General features: G+C 63.7%; 19 protein-coding genes. 10 read left to right on the forward strand and 9 right to left on the reverse strand.

From position 1 onward, the window contains the following. The first annotated feature begins 324 nt into the window (after positions 1 to 324). The 3 genes from NH14_RS17795 (at position 325) to NH14_RS17805 (ending at position 2,897) form a co-directional block, all read left to right on the forward strand. On the forward strand, positions 325 to 762 hold the full coding sequence (locus tag NH14_RS17795) for a TssQ family T6SS-associated lipoprotein (RefSeq protein WP_161790866.1): 438 nt from the start codon (positions 325 to 327) through the stop codon (positions 760 to 762). A 69-nt stretch (positions 763 to 831) separates the two neighbouring features. After that, positions 832 to 2,115, forward strand: a complete 1,284-nt coding sequence (gene tagH, locus NH14_RS17800) for a type VI secretion system-associated FHA domain protein TagH (protein ID WP_035530417.1) — start codon at positions 832 to 834, stop codon at positions 2,113 to 2,115. After that, on the forward strand, positions 2,112 to 2,897 hold the full coding sequence (locus tag NH14_RS17805; RefSeq protein WP_035530418.1) for a PP2C family protein-serine/threonine phosphatase: 786 nt from the start codon (positions 2,112 to 2,114) through the stop codon (positions 2,895 to 2,897). The genes tagH and NH14_RS17805 overlap by 4 nt, the downstream gene beginning before the upstream one ends. Before the next feature lie 48 nt (positions 2,898 to 2,945). On the opposite strand, the gene NH14_RS17810 is transcribed toward NH14_RS17805, so the two are convergent. From NH14_RS17810 to NH14_RS17830, 5 genes are all read right to left on the reverse strand, one after another. Then, the gene (locus NH14_RS17810) at positions 2,946 to 3,389 is read right to left on the reverse strand and encodes a glycine zipper domain-containing protein (protein WP_035530420.1); all 444 of its coding nucleotides are present in this window, start codon (positions 3,387 to 3,389) and stop codon (positions 2,946 to 2,948) included. Between the two features lie 174 nt (positions 3,390 to 3,563). Continuing rightward, the gene (locus NH14_RS17815; RefSeq protein WP_052148296.1) at positions 3,564 to 3,914 is read right to left on the reverse strand and encodes a hypothetical protein; all 351 of its coding nucleotides are present in this window, start codon (positions 3,912 to 3,914) and stop codon (positions 3,564 to 3,566) included. Next, on the reverse strand, positions 3,911 to 4,252 hold the full coding sequence (locus NH14_RS17820; protein WP_052148297.1) for a superinfection immunity protein: 342 nt from the start codon (positions 4,250 to 4,252) through the stop codon (positions 3,911 to 3,913). Before NH14_RS17820 ends, NH14_RS17815 begins: the two co-directional genes overlap by 4 nt. A 219-nt stretch (positions 4,253 to 4,471) precedes the next feature. Beyond that, positions 4,472 to 5,212: a GntR family transcriptional regulator gene (locus tag NH14_RS17825; RefSeq protein ID WP_052148298.1), complete on the reverse strand. Its 741-nt coding sequence runs from the start codon at positions 5,210 to 5,212 to the stop codon at positions 4,472 to 4,474. Beyond that, positions 5,209 to 6,126, reverse strand: a complete 918-nt coding sequence (locus tag NH14_RS17830; RefSeq protein WP_035530422.1) for a polysaccharide deacetylase family protein — start codon at positions 6,124 to 6,126, stop codon at positions 5,209 to 5,211. The genes NH14_RS17825 and NH14_RS17830 overlap by 4 nt, the downstream gene beginning before the upstream one ends. Positions 6,127 to 6,399: 273 nt before the next feature. On the opposite strand from NH14_RS17830, the gene NH14_RS17835 reads away from it, so the two are divergent. The 7 genes from NH14_RS17835 to NH14_RS17865 all read left to right on the forward strand — a co-directional run bounded on the left by NH14_RS17835 (position 6,400) and on the right by NH14_RS17865 (position 11,564). After that, entirely contained in the window at positions 6,400 to 7,455 is a 1,056-nt protein-coding gene (locus NH14_RS17835) for an ABC transporter ATP-binding protein (protein ID WP_035530609.1), read from the forward strand. 38 nt (positions 7,456 to 7,493) lie between these two features. Next, positions 7,494 to 8,783: an ABC transporter substrate-binding protein gene (locus NH14_RS17840; protein WP_035530611.1), complete on the forward strand. Its 1,290-nt coding sequence runs from the start codon at positions 7,494 to 7,496 to the stop codon at positions 8,781 to 8,783. Positions 8,784 to 8,799: 16 nt separating this feature from the next. Next, positions 8,800 to 9,714 carry an ABC transporter permease gene (locus NH14_RS17845; protein ID WP_035530424.1) on the forward strand — a complete coding sequence of 305 codons (915 nt, stop codon included), beginning with the start codon at positions 8,800 to 8,802 and terminating at the stop codon, positions 9,712 to 9,714. 1 nt (position 9,715) lies between these two features. Then, positions 9,716 to 10,612 (forward strand): ABC transporter permease, encoded by an 897-nt coding sequence (locus tag NH14_RS17850; RefSeq protein ID WP_035530426.1) that lies wholly within the window; start codon positions 9,716 to 9,718, stop codon positions 10,610 to 10,612. Between the two features lie 45 nt (positions 10,613 to 10,657). Beyond that, entirely contained in the window at positions 10,658 to 10,813 is a 156-nt protein-coding gene (locus NH14_RS17855) for a hypothetical protein (RefSeq protein WP_161790867.1), read from the forward strand. 31 nt (positions 10,814 to 10,844) lie between these two features. Continuing rightward, positions 10,845 to 11,195, forward strand: a complete 351-nt coding sequence (locus tag NH14_RS17860) for a hypothetical protein (protein WP_035530428.1) — start codon at positions 10,845 to 10,847, stop codon at positions 11,193 to 11,195. A gap of 69 nt (positions 11,196 to 11,264) precedes the next feature. Beyond that, the gene (locus NH14_RS17865; RefSeq protein ID WP_035530430.1) at positions 11,265 to 11,564 is read left to right on the forward strand and encodes a hypothetical protein; all 300 of its coding nucleotides are present in this window, start codon (positions 11,265 to 11,267) and stop codon (positions 11,562 to 11,564) included. Between the two features lie 86 nt (positions 11,565 to 11,650). On the opposite strand, the gene NH14_RS17870 is transcribed toward NH14_RS17865, so the two are convergent. The 4 genes from NH14_RS17870 to NH14_RS17885 form a co-directional block, all read right to left on the reverse strand. Then, complete coding sequence (locus NH14_RS17870) at positions 11,651 to 12,751, reverse strand: porin (RefSeq protein WP_407947162.1); 1,101 nt, start codon at positions 12,749 to 12,751, stop codon at positions 11,651 to 11,653. Positions 12,752 to 12,957: 206 nt separating this feature from the next. After that, entirely contained in the window at positions 12,958 to 13,662 is a 705-nt protein-coding gene (locus NH14_RS17875) for a response regulator (RefSeq protein ID WP_052148299.1), read from the reverse strand. Positions 13,663 to 13,675: 13 nt separating this feature from the next. Beyond that, complete coding sequence (locus NH14_RS17880; RefSeq protein ID WP_052148300.1) at positions 13,676 to 15,139, reverse strand: sensor histidine kinase; 1,464 nt, start codon at positions 15,137 to 15,139, stop codon at positions 13,676 to 13,678. Between the two features lie 114 nt (positions 15,140 to 15,253). Next, on the reverse strand, positions 15,254 to 16,117 hold the full coding sequence (locus NH14_RS17885) for an ABC transporter permease (protein ID WP_035530434.1): 864 nt from the start codon (positions 16,115 to 16,117) through the stop codon (positions 15,254 to 15,256). Between the last annotated feature and the right edge of the window lie 17 nt (positions 16,118 to 16,134).

Raw genomic sequence — 16,134 nt, forward strand, 5'->3', positions numbered from 1 at the left:
AACACGCCCCGCCCCGCTCCACGCCTGCAAACAGGGGCCATGAGTTCTGCTCCAGGAACGCCCACCCTGGCCCATGCGTGCCGGATAACGAGCCACGGGGCCACGACGCCATGCCTTTCGCTATTTCGCGGAATTAAATTAATCTATCGCCGACGCTGTCTCACGAGTAATAATTCATATGAGGAAAAATCAGGTGACTAGACTATAGTTCGTACGATTCCTTACCGCAACGATCTCCGAATACGCGCTCTATAAATAAATTTCTCAAGCCGTAGTATTTACATCGCGCGCTTGAATCAAGAATTAAATACCGGACTGCCGACGATGAATTGGCCGATACGCTGGAATTTATTACGTTCGAATGGAACGCCGGCCGCCCTTGGCGGCGCATTTTTACTGGCGCTTGCGGCCACGCTCGTTGTTGCAACGGGCGGTTGCAGCAGTCTCTCGCCCGCGCAGCGCGCCGCCGCGAATACCGTTGCGGCCGCACACGACGCGTATCTCGCGGGCGACTACCCGCGCACCATCGCGCTGCTTCGCAACAGCAACGCGGTGGAAGACGGCGACCGCTCCACCAGGATCGAAGCGCACAAGCTGATGGCGTTCAGCTATTGCGTGACGAACCGCGTCGCGCAGTGCCGCGCCGAGTTCGAGGCCATCTTGCGCATCGACCCGCACTTCGAGCTGTCCGCCGCGGAGAAGGGACACCCCGTCTGGGGCCCCGCCTTCGACGCGGCCCGCCGCAAGGTCGCGCCATCATGACAAGCCGTTGTGATGCAGCGGCGTGCCGCGCGCACCTTTTATCCGTTATTGAGTGAGTCAGTCCGCATCATGCAATTGACCGTCATTGAATATGCAGGAGAACCGGTCCGCACCGAGACCAGCGTGATGTTTCATGCGCCGGGCGGCACGATCGGACGCAATGCCGACAACCAGATGGTGCTGCCCGACGAAACGCGCCAGGTCTCGCGGCTGCAAGCGCTGCTGCAGATCGACGGCGAGCATTGCGTGCTGAAGAACCTGAGCAGCGTGTCGGTGGTGGAGATCAACGACACGCCGCTCGAGTACACCGAGGAGCATGCGCTGGCTTCTGGCGACGCGATCCGCATCGGGCCTTATGTGCTGCGCGCGCACGATGGCGAGGACGTCGAAGCGAACGTCGAGAAGCACGTCAAGGAGAACGCGCCGATCCCGACCGATCCGCTCGCGCTGTTCGCGCGCCCGAGCGGTAACGAGGCGAAACGCGAATCGACTCAAACGCAGACGCAAACTCCGCCACAGACATCGACGCAAAAATCCGCGCAAAGGCCTGCCCCAGAACCACCACCGACGCCCGCCTCCCGTATAGATGCGCGCGCAACGACATTTGCAGAGACCAGGTCCGAGCGCGAATTTTCGGCACGACCACCGCTGACACGCGCGTACGACCAGGCGTCAGCGACAGCGACAGCAGCAAGCACACCCACCCGCGCCGATGCACCCACGCCTTCCGCCGCACCCGATTCCGCCGATGCGCTGCTTTCCGCGTTTTTGCGCGGCGCGGGCCTCGACAAGGCCACCTGCGACTGGCAAACCGAACAGTTGCACACGGCCGGGCAATTGCTGGCGCTATTCGCGAACGGCACGGTCGAGCTGCTCTCCTCGCGCAGCATTCTCAAGCGCGAAGTGAAGGCCGATATGACGGTGCTGCTCGATCGCGAGAACAACCCGCTCAAGCTGCTGCCCGATGGCAGCGCGGCGCTGCGCCAGATGTTCGGCCTGCCGTTTCCCGGCTTCATGACGCCGCCTGGCGCCGTCGAAGACGCGTTCCACGACTTGCAGGCGCACCAGATCGCCATGGTTGCGGGCATGCGCGCGGCGCTCAACGACGTGCTGCTGCGCTTCTCGCCCGAACGCCTGGCCGCGCGCGACACGCCGAGCCGCTATGAAGCGTTCCTGCCGGTGCTGCGCAAGCTGCGCCTGTGGAACCGCTACGAACGCCTGCATCACGAGACCATGCTCGCCGTCGAGGACGACTTCAGCGCGGTGTTCGGCCGATCCTTCCTGCGCGCCTACGACGAGGAAGTAAGGAGCTATCACGCGCGACGCCGCCCCGCGCGCGCGAGCGACGCATGAACCTCTCGTGCGCGCAGTTCTCGCGCACCGGCACGCGCGAGAGCAATCAGGACGCACTCGGCTACACGATCTCCGACGACTACGCATGCTTCGTCGTGAGCGATGGCGTCTCGGGCGAGCCCGGCAGCGAGATCGCCGCGCGCTGCGCGGTCGAGCGCATTCTGGAGCGCACGCAATGCAGCGATGCAGGTCACCAGCCCACGCTCGCGCAAACCCTGCGGGCCTGCATCGAGGATGCGCACGGCGCGATCCGCGCGAGCCAGCAGCGCGAGCACGAACGCGGCCGCATGAGCGCGACGGTGATCGTGCTGGTCATCGACCGGCGGCGTGACATCGCACAATGGGCGCACCTTGGCGACAGTCGGCTATACCGCTTCGCGCGCGGCGCGCTGATCGAACGCACACGCGACCATAGCGTGCGGCAGCAGTTGCTGGACGCGGGGCTGCCGAGCGACGGCGTGAATCCTGGATGGCTGCATATGGCGCTGGGCATGCGCGGGACGATTGCGCCCGCGATCAGCGAGCCGCATGCGCTGGAAGACGGCGACGTGTTTCTGCTTTGCACCGATGGGCTCTGGCAGACCGTGGCGGAGGAGGCGCTCGAAGACCGATTGCGCATCGTCCATAGCGTCGACGACTGGGCGCTGCTGATCGAGCACGAGGCGATGCGCCATTCGGGCAGCGCATCGAATGCCGATAATTATTCCGCGCTGGCGGTATGGGCAGGGAGCCCGCAGAACGTCACGCTGCAGCGGCCAAGAACAACGCGGCGGGAAGGATGAGGCCGGGAGGCCAGCAGGAAGCGCCCGCCGCGTATGGATGAAGCACGGTTAGTCGTAATGCTTCTTGTGCTTCTTGTTCTTGTGTTTGTAGCTGTTGTCGTGATGGTAGTCGTTGGAGTACGAGTTGTTGCGCGAAATGTTGCCGCCCAACGCAGCGCCACCGGCGCCCCCCGCCGCCGCGCCTATGAGCGCGCCTGTCGAACCGCCCATCGCGTTGCCAGCGGCCGCGCCCGCGCCGCCACCCAGTGCGCCGCCCACCACGGCGCCCGTGCGCTCGTGCTTGTTCGACGTTACCGCTGCGCCCGCGCCGCCGCCCACGGCGCCGCCGATCACCGCGCCGGTGCTGCCGCCCACTGCATTGCCAACCGCCGCACCTGCCACGCCGCCAAGCGCGCCACCCACGGCGTTATTCATGTCGCCCGCCACGGCGGGCAGCGACGCCACTGCCATCGCGGCGGCAATCGCGGTCGTTCCTGCAAGCTTCTTCAGCATTGACTTGTCCTTTGCCTTGTTGAGATGTATGGACAAGTTTAACATTTCGTATGAAAGTATAATGTTAGGCAATGTCAAAAACCCTCCTTCGTGCGGCATCTGGTATCAACTTCATGCTTTGCACACTCATCTCGTGCCCGTGCGGTGCAACACACCAGGTTACGTCGGCCCATCTCAAAGCTTGGGGTTGCACTCGAACCGGACAACGGAGGTTTGCTGCTCAAACGCCTGAAAGCCCTGCGTTCGCTCGGTGGCGAAGCTCGTCTGCATGCCGCGGCTCTCGCAGTACTCGTTGGCTTCGGCCAGCGCGCGTTTATGGGCACGCGCCCAGGCAAGGCGTCCACCCGTTGCGCGGGCTGACACGGTAAGCGTTCCCTGCTGATCGGCCGAGGTAACGCCAGTGGCCGACGCACAGCCCACCAACACTGCGCACAGGGCCGCAAGCGGCAAGACTGCGCGTAGCGATGAGCGTCTGAAACGGTACGCCAGCATTGCCGGCGCACTGGAGCTGCCCACCGTCGTCATGCATAGCTCCGCTTCAGGTCGCGCTGTTCCACATTTGCACCAAATGCGACGCGGGATTTCATCAAGGCGCGATATTGCGCGTGCTGCAGGATCTTCTGGCCAGTAGCACGGCCCGCCGCGCTCCGGATTCTCTTCGCTGTGCGAGCCAGCCGTTCGTCGCTTCGGCTATGCGCCCATGCACGCGCGGCAAACCACCCGACGATAGTCCAGCCCAGCAATACATTCACCATCGTGATCGCAAAGGCATGGCGATGCCCACGCGCATCGGCTTCGATGGATGGAATCAGATACAGGCTCATCGCGACGATAGCCGCCGCCCCTTCGAGAATTTCCCTCATTGCATCACCTCCGGAAAGCGTTCGGCCGCGCTGCAAGGAAGCGGCCGCAATCACACAGTGACGCAAGTGTAGGCGATAGCTATCGAAAAATTATATTAATAGAATGAATTCACAGTTGCCTCCACAAGAACAATCGAGGCACGACAACGAAACACCGTCAGGCCCGCCGCCCGAAGGATGCTGGCGCAGTGTCCTCCGAGCTGATGCGTGGAACGCCAGCTATGGCACACCGGGTCTGGACACCTTCCTGGAATGCGCGAGGCGGCGTACCGGTTGTGAGGGATTGATGCCCAGCAAATGCGCGAGCCCTTTCTCTCCTGGCATGCGTGATGTCTCGATGCGCGCCTCCAGCTCGCGCAGATGCGCGCTCATGTGCGCCATGGCACCCGCTGCGTCGCCGGCCTCGAGGCAGTCGAGGATCGCGCAGTGCTCGCCGTGCTCGCACGGCGCATTGCCCACCGGCTCGTAGGCGCCGACGATCAGCGAGCAGCGCGAAACCAGTTCCGTCAAATAGCGTTCGAGGACTGCATTGCCCGCCAACGCGGCAATGCGCAAATGAAACGAGCTCGCCAGCCGCGCCCACGACGGCTGATCGAAGCGATGCATCGCCTCGTGCTCCTCGTTCAGCTGTTCGCGCAGCGCCGCGATGTCGGCGGCGCTGGCGCGTTGCGTCGCGAGTTGAACCAGCGAGCATTCGAGCGCGCGCCTCGCCTCGAAGATCATGTGCGTTTCCTCGCGCGTGGGCTGTGCGATCACCGCGCCCTTGTTGGGACGCAGGGCCACGATGCCATCGTACGCGAGCTTTTCCAGCGCACGGCGCACCACCGCGCGGCTCGCGCCGAACAGCGCGCACAACTCCGGCTCCGGCAGCTTCGTGCCGGGCGAGAGCCTGCGATTGAGCACGCCCTCGAAGATCGATCGATAGATGCGCTCGTCCACGCTCACTTGCTCGGCCCTCATTCGACATCCGCCGTAAGCGGTACGGCCTCGTCGACGTACCGGGCGATCGCGCCCGGTGTCGTGAGCCAGATGTCGTCGCGCGCCGCGGCGATATGCGCGAGGGCGCGCCGCAGATGCCGCAGGCGATACGGCTGCCCGACGATATATGGGTGCAGCGCGATTCCCATCACGAGCGCCTGCGGCTCGCGCGCTCGCTGCGCCTGCTCCAGCATTTCGTCGAACTGGTCGACGATCATGTCGGCGAAGTCGCGCATGTCCATTTGGCGCGCCATGATCATCGGCAAGTCGTTGAGCTCCTGCGGATACGGAATGGACCAGAGCGGCCCGCCGCGCGTTTTCATGCGCACGGGGCGGTCGTCATGGCACCAGTTGAGCGTGTAGCGATAGCCGGCTTCGGCAAGCAGGTCCGGCGTGTGATGCGACTCGGAGATCCACGGCGAGAGCCAGCCCGCGGGCGCCACGCCGGAGCATTCGCGCATGCGCGTGCGGCAGTGCGCGAGCAGGGCACGCTCGCCCTGCGCCGCAAGATCGCTCTGGCGCCACGCGTTCGTATGGCCGTGCGCGATCAGCTCGTCGCCGCGTGCGGCGCATGCTTCGACTAGCTCGGGACAATGATCGTAGAGCGAGGTATTGATGAGCGTGCCCGCTGGCATGTCGAGCACATCGAACAATTCGATGCAGCGCCACGCGCCCACCCGATTGCCGTATTCGCGCCAGCTGTAGTTCAGCACATCGGGCTGCGGCGAGAGCGGCCCGAGCGCCGCCCCCAGCCCTTCGCCAAACGCGAAGTGCTCGAGATTGAAGCCCAGATAGACCGCGAGGCCAGCCCCGTTGGGCCAGCGATATCCATCGCTATGGTGTATCGGGCGGTAGGCGAAACGTCCATGCATCTTCAACGGATCGAAGTCGTTCATTGTCGAGTGTCGATGAACCAGTCTGATCAGGTCATGCCCCAAAGCGGACGATATCCGCACCTCGATCGCACACACGGGGCCTACGCAAACGCCAACGATCGGGGCACGAGATCGTGTGCAATATGCAGGCCAATTCGTCGACGTACGCTAGCGAGCGCTCGCTGGGGGCTCGGCGCATTCGTATCGAGACTGTGCTTCGGAGCGCTAATGGCATACGTCTTGCAATGGCTTGCTCGCAAGATTCCTCAGCGTCTTCACACAGGACAGGCCTTCATGGTTCAGCCGGCATCCACGGTGGTTCACGCGAGTCCAGCCGACATCGAGCTCGTGCACGTTTCGAAACGCTACGGCGATGCGCTAGCCGTCGATGCCATCGACCTGCGCATTCCCGGCGGCGCGTATTGCTGCCTGCTCGGGCCTTCCGGCTGCGGCAAGACTTCCACGCTGCGCATGATCGCGGGTCACGAATGGGTCTCCGACGGCGACGTGCTGATCGGCGGGCGCAACGTCACGCGCGAGCAGCCCGTTGCGCGCGGCACGGCGATGGTGTTCCAGAACTACGCGCTTTTTCCGCATCTCTCGGCGCTCGACAACGTCGCGTTCAGCCTCAAGGTGCGAGGCGTCGCCCGGGACGCCCGCCGAAAGCGGGCGGGCGAACTGCTCGAACTCGTCGCGATGTCGGCTTACGCGCAACGCAAGCCCGCACAACTCTCCGGCGGCCAGCAGCAGCGCATCGCGCTCGCACGCGCGCTCCTCAACGAGCCGCGCTGCCTGCTTCTCGACGAGCCGCTTTCCGCCCTCGACCCGTTCCTGCGCGTGCAAATGCGCGTCGAGCTCAAGCGCTGGCAGAAGCAACTCGGCATCACGTTCGTGCACGTCACGCATTCGCAGGAAGAAGCCATGGCGCTCGCGGACCGGGTCGTCGTGATGAGCCACGGCCATATTGAACAGAGCGGCACGCCGTTCGAAGTCTTCAATCGTCCGCGCACGCAATTCGTGGCGCGCTTTCTCGGCGGCCACAACGTATTGGGAACGAACGGGCGGCTCTTCACCGTGCGCGCTGATCATCTGCGCATCGCGCCACAGGGCGTCGCGCCCGGCACCAGCGCGGGCGGCAACGGCCTCCTGCGCATCGGCGGGCTCGCCTGCACGGTGCGCGAAGCCGAGTATCAGGGCACCCATCTGCGCATGACACTCGATCCGCTCGACGGTTCACCCGAACTCGTTTCCCTGATCAGCGACGCCGACTACGACCCGCAACGCACTGGCCCGGGCGCACGCGTGACGGTGTGGTGGGACGACCAGAATGCCCATCCGCTTGCCGCCTGAACACGTGCATGCACAACTTCCAATTCGAGGAGAGTCCAGTGAACGACGAAAACACCAATGCAAGCGCAGAGGCATCCACCCACCAGGGCATTTCACGCCGCACCTTCATCAAGGGCGCGGTGGCGGCAGCCGGCATCGCCGGATTTCCCTATGTGCACGCACAGGAAAAGATCACGCTGCGCTATCTGGGCACCGCGGTGAACCAGAGTGCGGACATCGCGAAGAAGTTCAAGGAAGACACGGGCATCGAGATTCAATACATTCCCGTCACCACCGACGACGTCACCAAACGCATCATCACGCAGCCCAATTCCTTCGATATCGTCGACACCGAATACTTCGCGCTCAAAAAGCTCATTCCCGCCGGCACGCTCGCCGGCATGGACACGAAGCGCATCAAGCTGGCCGACAAGATCACGCCCGTGCTGACCCGCGGCGAGGTGAATGGCAAGAAGATCGGCGACCAGGGCACCGCACCGAAGAAGGTGATGTTCCTGACCGGCGCGCGCTCGACCGAGTTCAGCGCGACGCCCACCGAATGGATGACGCTGATCCCGACGACCTACAACGCCGATACGCTCGGCATCCGCCCGGACCTGATCCCGCGCCCCGTGACGACATGGGCCGACCTGCTCAATCCGCAGTTCAAGGGCAAGGCGGCGCTGCTCAACATTCCGGCCATCGGCATCATGGACGCGGCGATGGCGATCGAAGCAGTGGGCCACGTGAAGTACAGCGACAAGGGCAACATGACGAAGGCCGAGATCGACCAGACCATCAAGGTCCTGATCGAGGCGAAGCGCGCCGGGCAATTCCGCGCATTCTGGCGCGACTTCAACGAGAGCGTGAACCTCATGGCCTCAGGCGAAGTCGTGATCCAGTCGATGTGGTCGCCGGCCGTGACCAAGGTCCGCACGATGGGTATCGCGTGCAAGTTCCAGCCGCTCAAGGAAGGCTATCGCTCGTGGGCGTCGGGCTTCGGCTTCCCGCGCTCGCTGCAGGGCAAGAAGCTCGACGCGGCCTATGAATTCGTCAACTGGTTCCAGGACGGCTGGGCCGGCGCCTACCTGATGCGCCAGGGCTACTACCCTGGCGTGACGGAAACGGCGAAGACCCGCATGCAAGCCTACGAGTGGGACTACTGGATGGAAGGCAAGGCCGCCGCAAAGGACATTCACGCGCCCGACGGCCAGTTGCTCGAAAAGGCGGGCGCCGTGCGCGACGGCGGCTCGTACAACCAGCGCATGGGCGCGATCGCCTGCTGGAACGCGGTGATGGACGAGAACATCTACATGGTGCAGAAGTGGAACGAGTTCATCGCTGCCTGAAGGAGCACGCCTGATAATGGCTACCGTCGACTATCTCCGCCAAGCGAAGGACACCCCGGTGCGCCGCTGGCGCGCGAGTGCGTGGCTGCAGGCAATGCCCCTCGCGCTGACTTTCGTGCTGTTCTTCATCGTGCCACTCGTGATCACGCTGATCGTGAGCTTCTGGGATTTCAACGAATATCAGATCATCCCGGCGTTCACGCTGAAGAACTACGCGGCGATATTCGACGGCTGCAGTTCGCTCACCGACGTCTGCATGACCTTCAAGACATACGGGTCCACGCTGAAGTTCTGCGCGATCGTGTGGGCGGTAACGCTCGTGCTCGGATTCACGATTGCGTACTTCCTCGCCTTTCACGTGCGCACGACCGCCATGCAGACCGTGCTATTTCTCGTGTGCACGATCCCGTTCTGGACGTCCAACGTGATCCGCATGATTTCGTGGATTCCGCTGCTCGGCCGCAACGGGCTCGTGAATCAGGCGCTCATGACAACGCATCTGGTGGCGCGTCCAGTCGACTGGCTGCTGTATTCGAGCTTCTCCGTGGTGCTCGCGTTTGTGCACCTGTACACGTTCTTCATGATCGTGCCGATCTTCAATGCGATGATGCGTATCGACCGCGCCTTGCTCGAAGCCGCGCGTGACGGCGGCGCGAGCGGCTGGCAGGTGATCCGCGACGTGGTGCTGCCGCTGTCGAGGACGGGCATCGTGATCGGCTCGATCTTCGTCGTCACCATCGTGATGGGCGACTTCCTGACGGTGGGCGTGATGGGCGGGCAGCAGATCGCCTCCGTGGGCAAGATCATTCAGGTGCAAACGGGCTACCTGCAGTTTCCCGCCGCAGCGGCCAACGCCATCATCCTGCTCGCCGTCGTGCTGATGATTGTGTGGGCGCTCACGCGCGTCGTCGATATCAGAAAGGAACTGTGACATGAGCGGCACACTCACGCATCGCGAGCATCGGCCCGCGAGCTTTTACTGGCTCGCGCTTGTCTTCGGGCTCTTCGTGCTGTTTCTCTACGGCCCGGTTATCACGATCTTCATTCTCTCGTTTCAAGGTCCGGAAGGCGGTCTCACGTTTCCGATGCGCGGCGTCTCGCTGCACTGGTTTGCCGCATTGCGCGACGGCGTTGGCGATATCGACATCTGGGCCGCGTTCGGCCGCTCCGTGAAGCTGGCGCTCGCGGTCACCGTGCTGACCACGCTGTTCTCCGTGATGGCGGGCCTCGCGTTCAGGCGACGCTTTCGCGGCGACACCGCCGTGTTCTATGTGTCGGTCGCGAGCCTCATCATGCCTTCCATCATCGTCTCGCTCGGCATTGGCCTGACGTTTCGCCTGCTGGACACGCTCATCAAGTATCTGGCGAACGCATGGGGCTTCCAGTCGTTCGCGGACGGCTGGACCACCTCGATGGGTCTGTTCACCTCGGCGCTCGGCGCGCATCTCACGTGGACCCTGCCCTTCGGCCTGCTCGTGATGTTCGCCGTGTTCAACCGCTTCAATCCCGCCTACGAAGAGGCCGCCCGCGATCTCGGCGCTTCGCCGTGGCAGTCCTTCAAGCATGTGGTGCTGCCCATCATCGGGCCTTCGATCATCGGCGTCGCCATGTTCGGCTTCACGCTCTCGTGGGACGAGATTGCGCGCACATCGCAGGCTATTGGCGACCAGAACACGCTGCCGCTCGAATTGCAGGGCTTGACGACTTCGGTCACGACACCCGTGATCTATGCGCTCGGCACGATGACCACCCTGATGTCGCTCGTGGTGATGATCGGCGGCCTGCTGATCGTCAGATCGATCGCGAAGAAAAGAAAGGCGGTGGGCTGAGGGCGCTCAGGTTAGCTCGAGCACGCGCTCTGCGGAAAGATACGCGTGCACGAGCCCATGCGTTTGCGCCGTGTGGTCGCGCTGGTCGCGCTCAACACGGCAGGCGGCATCGTCGGCGCAATGCTCACCGGCTTCGTGCTCGCGCCGTCGCTCGGCGCCCTGCGCACGCTTCGCCGATCATTCGGTTTCCGAAACATTTAGCGCGGTGGGCATCAGCTCTCCGGCGGCGTTGATGGCGACTTATATCACCGACCGCGCCGGCCTCGAGTACTACGCTGCCCACGCGCCGCCCGTCACCGTCGACCGGCCCCGCATCGAATACGCAAACTGGCTGCGGCGCGAGGAATTCCCGCAAATGCTCTCTCACCTCATGGAAATCGCGGTGAGTCCGCCGCTGGTGGACGCCGACGATGCATTCCGTGCCCAGGTGGCGAACCAGAGCGCGATTCTTCAGATGTTTTACCACGCGTCGCTCGACGCTTATTCCGGCGACCGCCAAAGCTGGTCCCGCTCGATCGGGAAGGTCACGCTGGCCGATCCGCTCAATCCCTATTACGACTGGTTCACCGGCATAGGCGAGTAGTTCATCATTCGCGCTGGCGCGCTTGATGGCTTTGGCAGAAGATAGGCTATCGCCATCGAGGAGCGCGCCATGAAATTCGTGCCACTCAGGTATGCAGCCGGCGCAGCCGCTGCGTTATGGAGCATCTGCGCCGTGGCGACCCTGCCCGGCGCGGCGTACCAGACCACGGTTCAGCTATCGAGCGGAAAACACCTGCTGTGTGGCGTGAACGAAGCGCCACCCGCTGGCGAACCGGCGGTGCTGACGCGCCGCGAGCAGGACCAGGCCGAGGTGCTGGCGACGCAGCGCCTGCGGCTGCTCAGCGGGCCGTATTCGGATTACCCATCGGATTACACGGCGCCTGCCGTGAGGTGCGTGGATGCGGATTAAATACGCGGACTCAACTCGCAATCCGGTGAAGAAATAAAAAAGGCCTGGCGCAACGCCAGGCCAAAACCGGAAGCGAGCCCGCCCGCTCAGAAGCGCGTACGCACGCCCGTGGTCAGTTCCAGCTGATTGGACGCGCCAAACGTCGAGCCGACCGTATACCCGCCGTGCAGCTTCATATAGTCGCCCGCCAGATACACCTCGGTGCGCTTCGAGAGGTGATAGAAGACCGAAGCGTAGAGCGTTTCCTTGAAGCCGTTGTGCAGGCCGCTGGCCGGATCGAAGGTGCCGAGGTTGGCGTTCGGAATGTTGCCATCGGCGTTGTACGCGGCGTTATGCACGCGCATCTGCTGATAGCCAAGTTCGTAGTCGAACGCACCCTTGGGCGCGACCTTGAGCGACACCGTCCACGAATTGTCTTGACGCTGACCCAGCGCGCCCTGGTTGCCCCAGTAGCGGAAGTAGCCAGCATTGGCGCGCACGATGCCCAGCGTATAGTTGCCGCCGACCGAGAACGACTGGTTCGTGTTGCCGTTCAGGTTCACGTGGCTGTAGTACGTCGATGCCGTGTACGAGGGGCCGTTGTAGCCGAGCGCGAACTGGTAGGTCGCGTTGTTGCCGAAGCTCGTCTGGTTACCGAACGCGTAGCCCGCGCTCGCGAAGATGCCGTTGCTGAACAGCTTCTTCCACGCGACGCCGTTGTTATAACGGGTGCCGGTCGCGCTGCCGGCGTAGAAGATCATCTGCTTGAAGTTGTTCGAATTGGTCCAGCCGCCCTCTTCCGTGGTCAGCTTCGTGCTGCCGTACGGGTCGCCGTAGATGGCCGACGCGTCGCGCGCGATCGTGTTCTGGAAGCCGGCCGTGAACTTGCCGAAGCGCTCGTCTTCCACGCCCACCCATGCGTCGCGGTCGAAGATCTGGCCCGGGTCTTCCATCGCGCCGTTATTCACGGTGTATTCGCTTTCCAGCCGGAAGATCACCTTGGTGCCGCCGCCGATGTCCTCTGCGCCCTTCAGGCCCCAGCGGCTGCCGCTGAACCACGGCTCGCCGTCGTTGCCCATGCCGATCACGTGGTTGCCGTTGGCGTCCGCGTGCGTGCGGTAGGTGGGAACGCTCAGGTCGATCAGGCCATAGAGTTGAACGCTCGACTGGGCGTGCGCGCCGCTCGCCGCCAGAGTGCCGGCCGCCATGGCGAATGCGAGATGCTTCTTCTTCAAGATTGTCTCCTCAAGTAACTGCATTGAAGTTCTGTTTATTCCGTTGCCTTTTTCCGGCCGGCTGCTGCTCCCGGCTTGCATGAATGCATGACATTCAACGGATGGTCGAATCGTAGTGCGCTCAATCCTTCGCGCTCCTTTCGCGAATGGTTCGTATCGCTTAGTGGATTCACCAATATTTAAACTGCGGAAATAGCGCTTTGCTCGCGCGGCGTCGCGTCTTTCGCGCGCAGAATGTAGCCAAGGCCGCGCAGGGTCATGATCTGCGCGCTCGACTCCGCCAGGTGCTTGCGCAGCCGGTGGATATAGATGTCGATGGCGTCCGCGCTCGGTTCGTCGTCGAGGCTGTAGACGCGCTCCATGAGCGTGTGCTTCGACACGGTCTTGCCCTGCTGCAGCATCAGCGCTTCCAGAATCGCGTGTTCGCGGCGGCGCAGCGCGAGCGGCTCCTCGTTGTGGCGGAATTCGCGCGTGTCGGAGAGGTAATGCAGATCGCCGCAGGTGAGCCAGCCCGACTTGTCGCCCACCTGCCGGCGTATCAGCGCCTTGATGCGCGCGACCAGTTCGCGGCTGTCGAATGGCTTCACCACGTAGTCGTCGGCGCCGGCGCTGAAGCACGCCACCTTGTCGTCGATCGAGCCGTGCGCGGTGAGCATCAGCACCGGCACGTTGTCGCGCCGGCGCCGCAAGCGGTTGAGCACGTCCTTGCCGCTCATGCGTGGCAAGCGCATGTCGAGCAGCACCACGTCGTAACGCTGCGTCATCAGCACCGAATCGGCGGCCTCGCCGTCGGCCACGCAATCGACCGTGAAATTCTCGGCGCGCAGTAGATTGACGATCCAGTGCGCAAGCTCGGCATTGTCTTCCACGAGCATCAGCTTCATTGTTGTTCCTTGTTCACGTCAGCGCTGCCTCCAGCATCGCGTGCCGCTCCTTCGAGCCGCTGCGCTCCGCAGCCTCGCGCCACACCGGCAGGCGCACCGTCACGACGAGTCCGACCCGTCCAGCGCCAGGCCCCACGCTTACTGCACCGCCATGCGAGCGCGCCACCTGGTGAACGATGGCGAGCCCGAGACCGGTTCCTTCGGTGTCCGTTGCAACGCGATAGAAGCGTTCGAACACGTGCTTGCGCGCCTCGGCGGGAATGCCGGGGCCGTTGTCGACCACCTGCAGGACGACCTCGCTCCCCTCGCGCCGGCAGATGGCCGTCACGTTGCCGCCCGCCTGGGTGTAGCGGATCGCGTTGTCGACCAGATTCGCGGCGAGCGAGGCCAGCAGGCCCGCGTTGCCCGCCACCACCACGCCGTCGTCCAGTTCCGCACCCAGATCGATATCTCGCTGCTGCGCGGCCTGAATCGATTCTTCGAGCACCGAGGACACCACCGCGCCAAGATCCACACGCGTGCCCATGCGCTCGGGCGCCATCGATTCGGCCTGCGCGAGAAGCAATAACTGGCTCGTCAGTTCCGCCATCTTCTGGCTCGTGCGGCGCACGCCGCGCAGCGCGACGAACAGTGCCGGGTCTTGCGCATCGCACTGGCTCGCGAACTGGATTTGCGTCGCGAGCAGCGTGAGCGGCGTGCGCAATTGATGCGCCGCGTCGGCGATGAACTGGCGCTGCGTCGAAGCGTGCACCTTCAGCCGCGCAATGCACTGATTGATGGCATCGACGATCGGCCTTAGTTCGGATGGCAAATGATCGGGCCGGATAGGTTCGAGTTCGGTGGGCTCGCGATCGGCCACGTCGTTCTTGAGCTTCATGAGCGGGCGCAGTTCCAGCGTGAGCCCGAGCGGCACGAGCAGCGCGACAAGCGCAAGCATCAGCCACTGGCGCATCAACTGCGGCCGCCAGAGGCCGTCGATCATCGCCTGACGCGAGGCCACGGTCTTGCCGACGATCACCGTGACGCGCTCGGCGCGCCCCGAGTCGTAGAGCATGCGTTCGTAGGCCACCGCGCGAATGGGCGCGCCGTCGTACTGGCTGTCGTAGAACGCGGGCAACTGCGTGGATGATTGCGTGGATGATTGCGCGAACGACTGCGCACTCGCGGGCGGCGGCGCGAGTTCCGGCACGCCGCCCAGCAGCCGGCCGTCGCCGGCGAGCACCTTGTAGAACACCCGGTCCTGGTACGGCGACTCGAACATCTCGAGCGCCGCCGGCGGAATGTTCGCGACGAGCGCGCCATTCTCCCAGTCGACGTCCTCGATGATCGTGCGCGCCGAAGCGAGCAGCGAATTGTCCTGCAACAGATCCGCGGTCTGCCGCGCGGCATCGTAAGACATCCCGCCCGTGACGACGGTGAACGCCGCCAGCGGCAGCAGCAACCACAACAGCAGACGCGCACGCAGGCTATGCACCATGTCACGTTCCCCACGACAAAGAAGCCGCCCCCGCGCTGCGGGACGGCGTTAGAACGCTTCGGACCTCGCTTGCCGGAGCGGTCGCCGGCCGGGCCCTTCAAGTGCTCGAAGCGATCAGAATGCGGAAGGCCGCCATTTGAGCAGACGCTTTTCCAGCGAGCTCAACAAGTAATCGGTTGACAGCGCAACGACTGCAAGCACGATCATCGCCGCGAACACGCCGCTCGCGTTGAACGCGCCCTGCGCGGTCGAGATCAGCAGTCCGATGCCCTGCTTCGAACCGAGGAATTCGCCCACCACGGCGCCCACCAGTGCGAAGCCGAAGCTCACGTGCAGGCTCGCGAGAATCCACGAAAGCGCCGAAGGAATCACCACCGACGTGGTCACCTGGCGGCGCGACGCGCCAAGGATCTGCGCATTGGCGATCATGTAGCGGTCCGCTTCGCGCACGCCCTGGAACGCATTGGCGAACACCACGAAGAACACCATCACCACGGCCAGCGCCACCTTAGACGCCATGCCGAGACCCAGCGCAATCACGAACACCGAGCCCAGCACCACGCGCGGGATCGAGTTGGCGATCTTGATGTAGAGGCTGAAGACATCCGAGAGCAGCTTGTTGCGGCCCAGCACCACGCCGCACACCACGCCGCCCACGGCGCCAATCAGAAAGCCGAGCACGGTCTCTTCAAGCGTGACCCACACTTGCAGCAACAGCGGGCCTTGCGAGGTGCCGTTCACGAACCAGTCGACGATCTGCTGAAAGATCAACGAAGGCATGGAGAAAAAGAACGGGTCGATCCACTTGTTGCGTCCCGAGAGTTCCCAGCCGCCGAGCACGACGACCAGCACCAGAATGCGCAGACCGATCACGAGCGCATGGCGCTGGCGAATGCGGCGCTGCGCGGCGCGCTCGACTTGCGCGAGCGAGTTGCGGTCGAGTGCGGCCGCGTTCGAAACAGTGGCAGGAGCAGTCATGGGAGCTTTCCGGAGTT

The sequence above is a fragment of the Paraburkholderia sacchari genome (genome assembly GCF_000785435.2).
Taxonomy (GTDB): Bacteria; Pseudomonadota; Gammaproteobacteria; order Burkholderiales; family Burkholderiaceae; genus Paraburkholderia; species Paraburkholderia sacchari.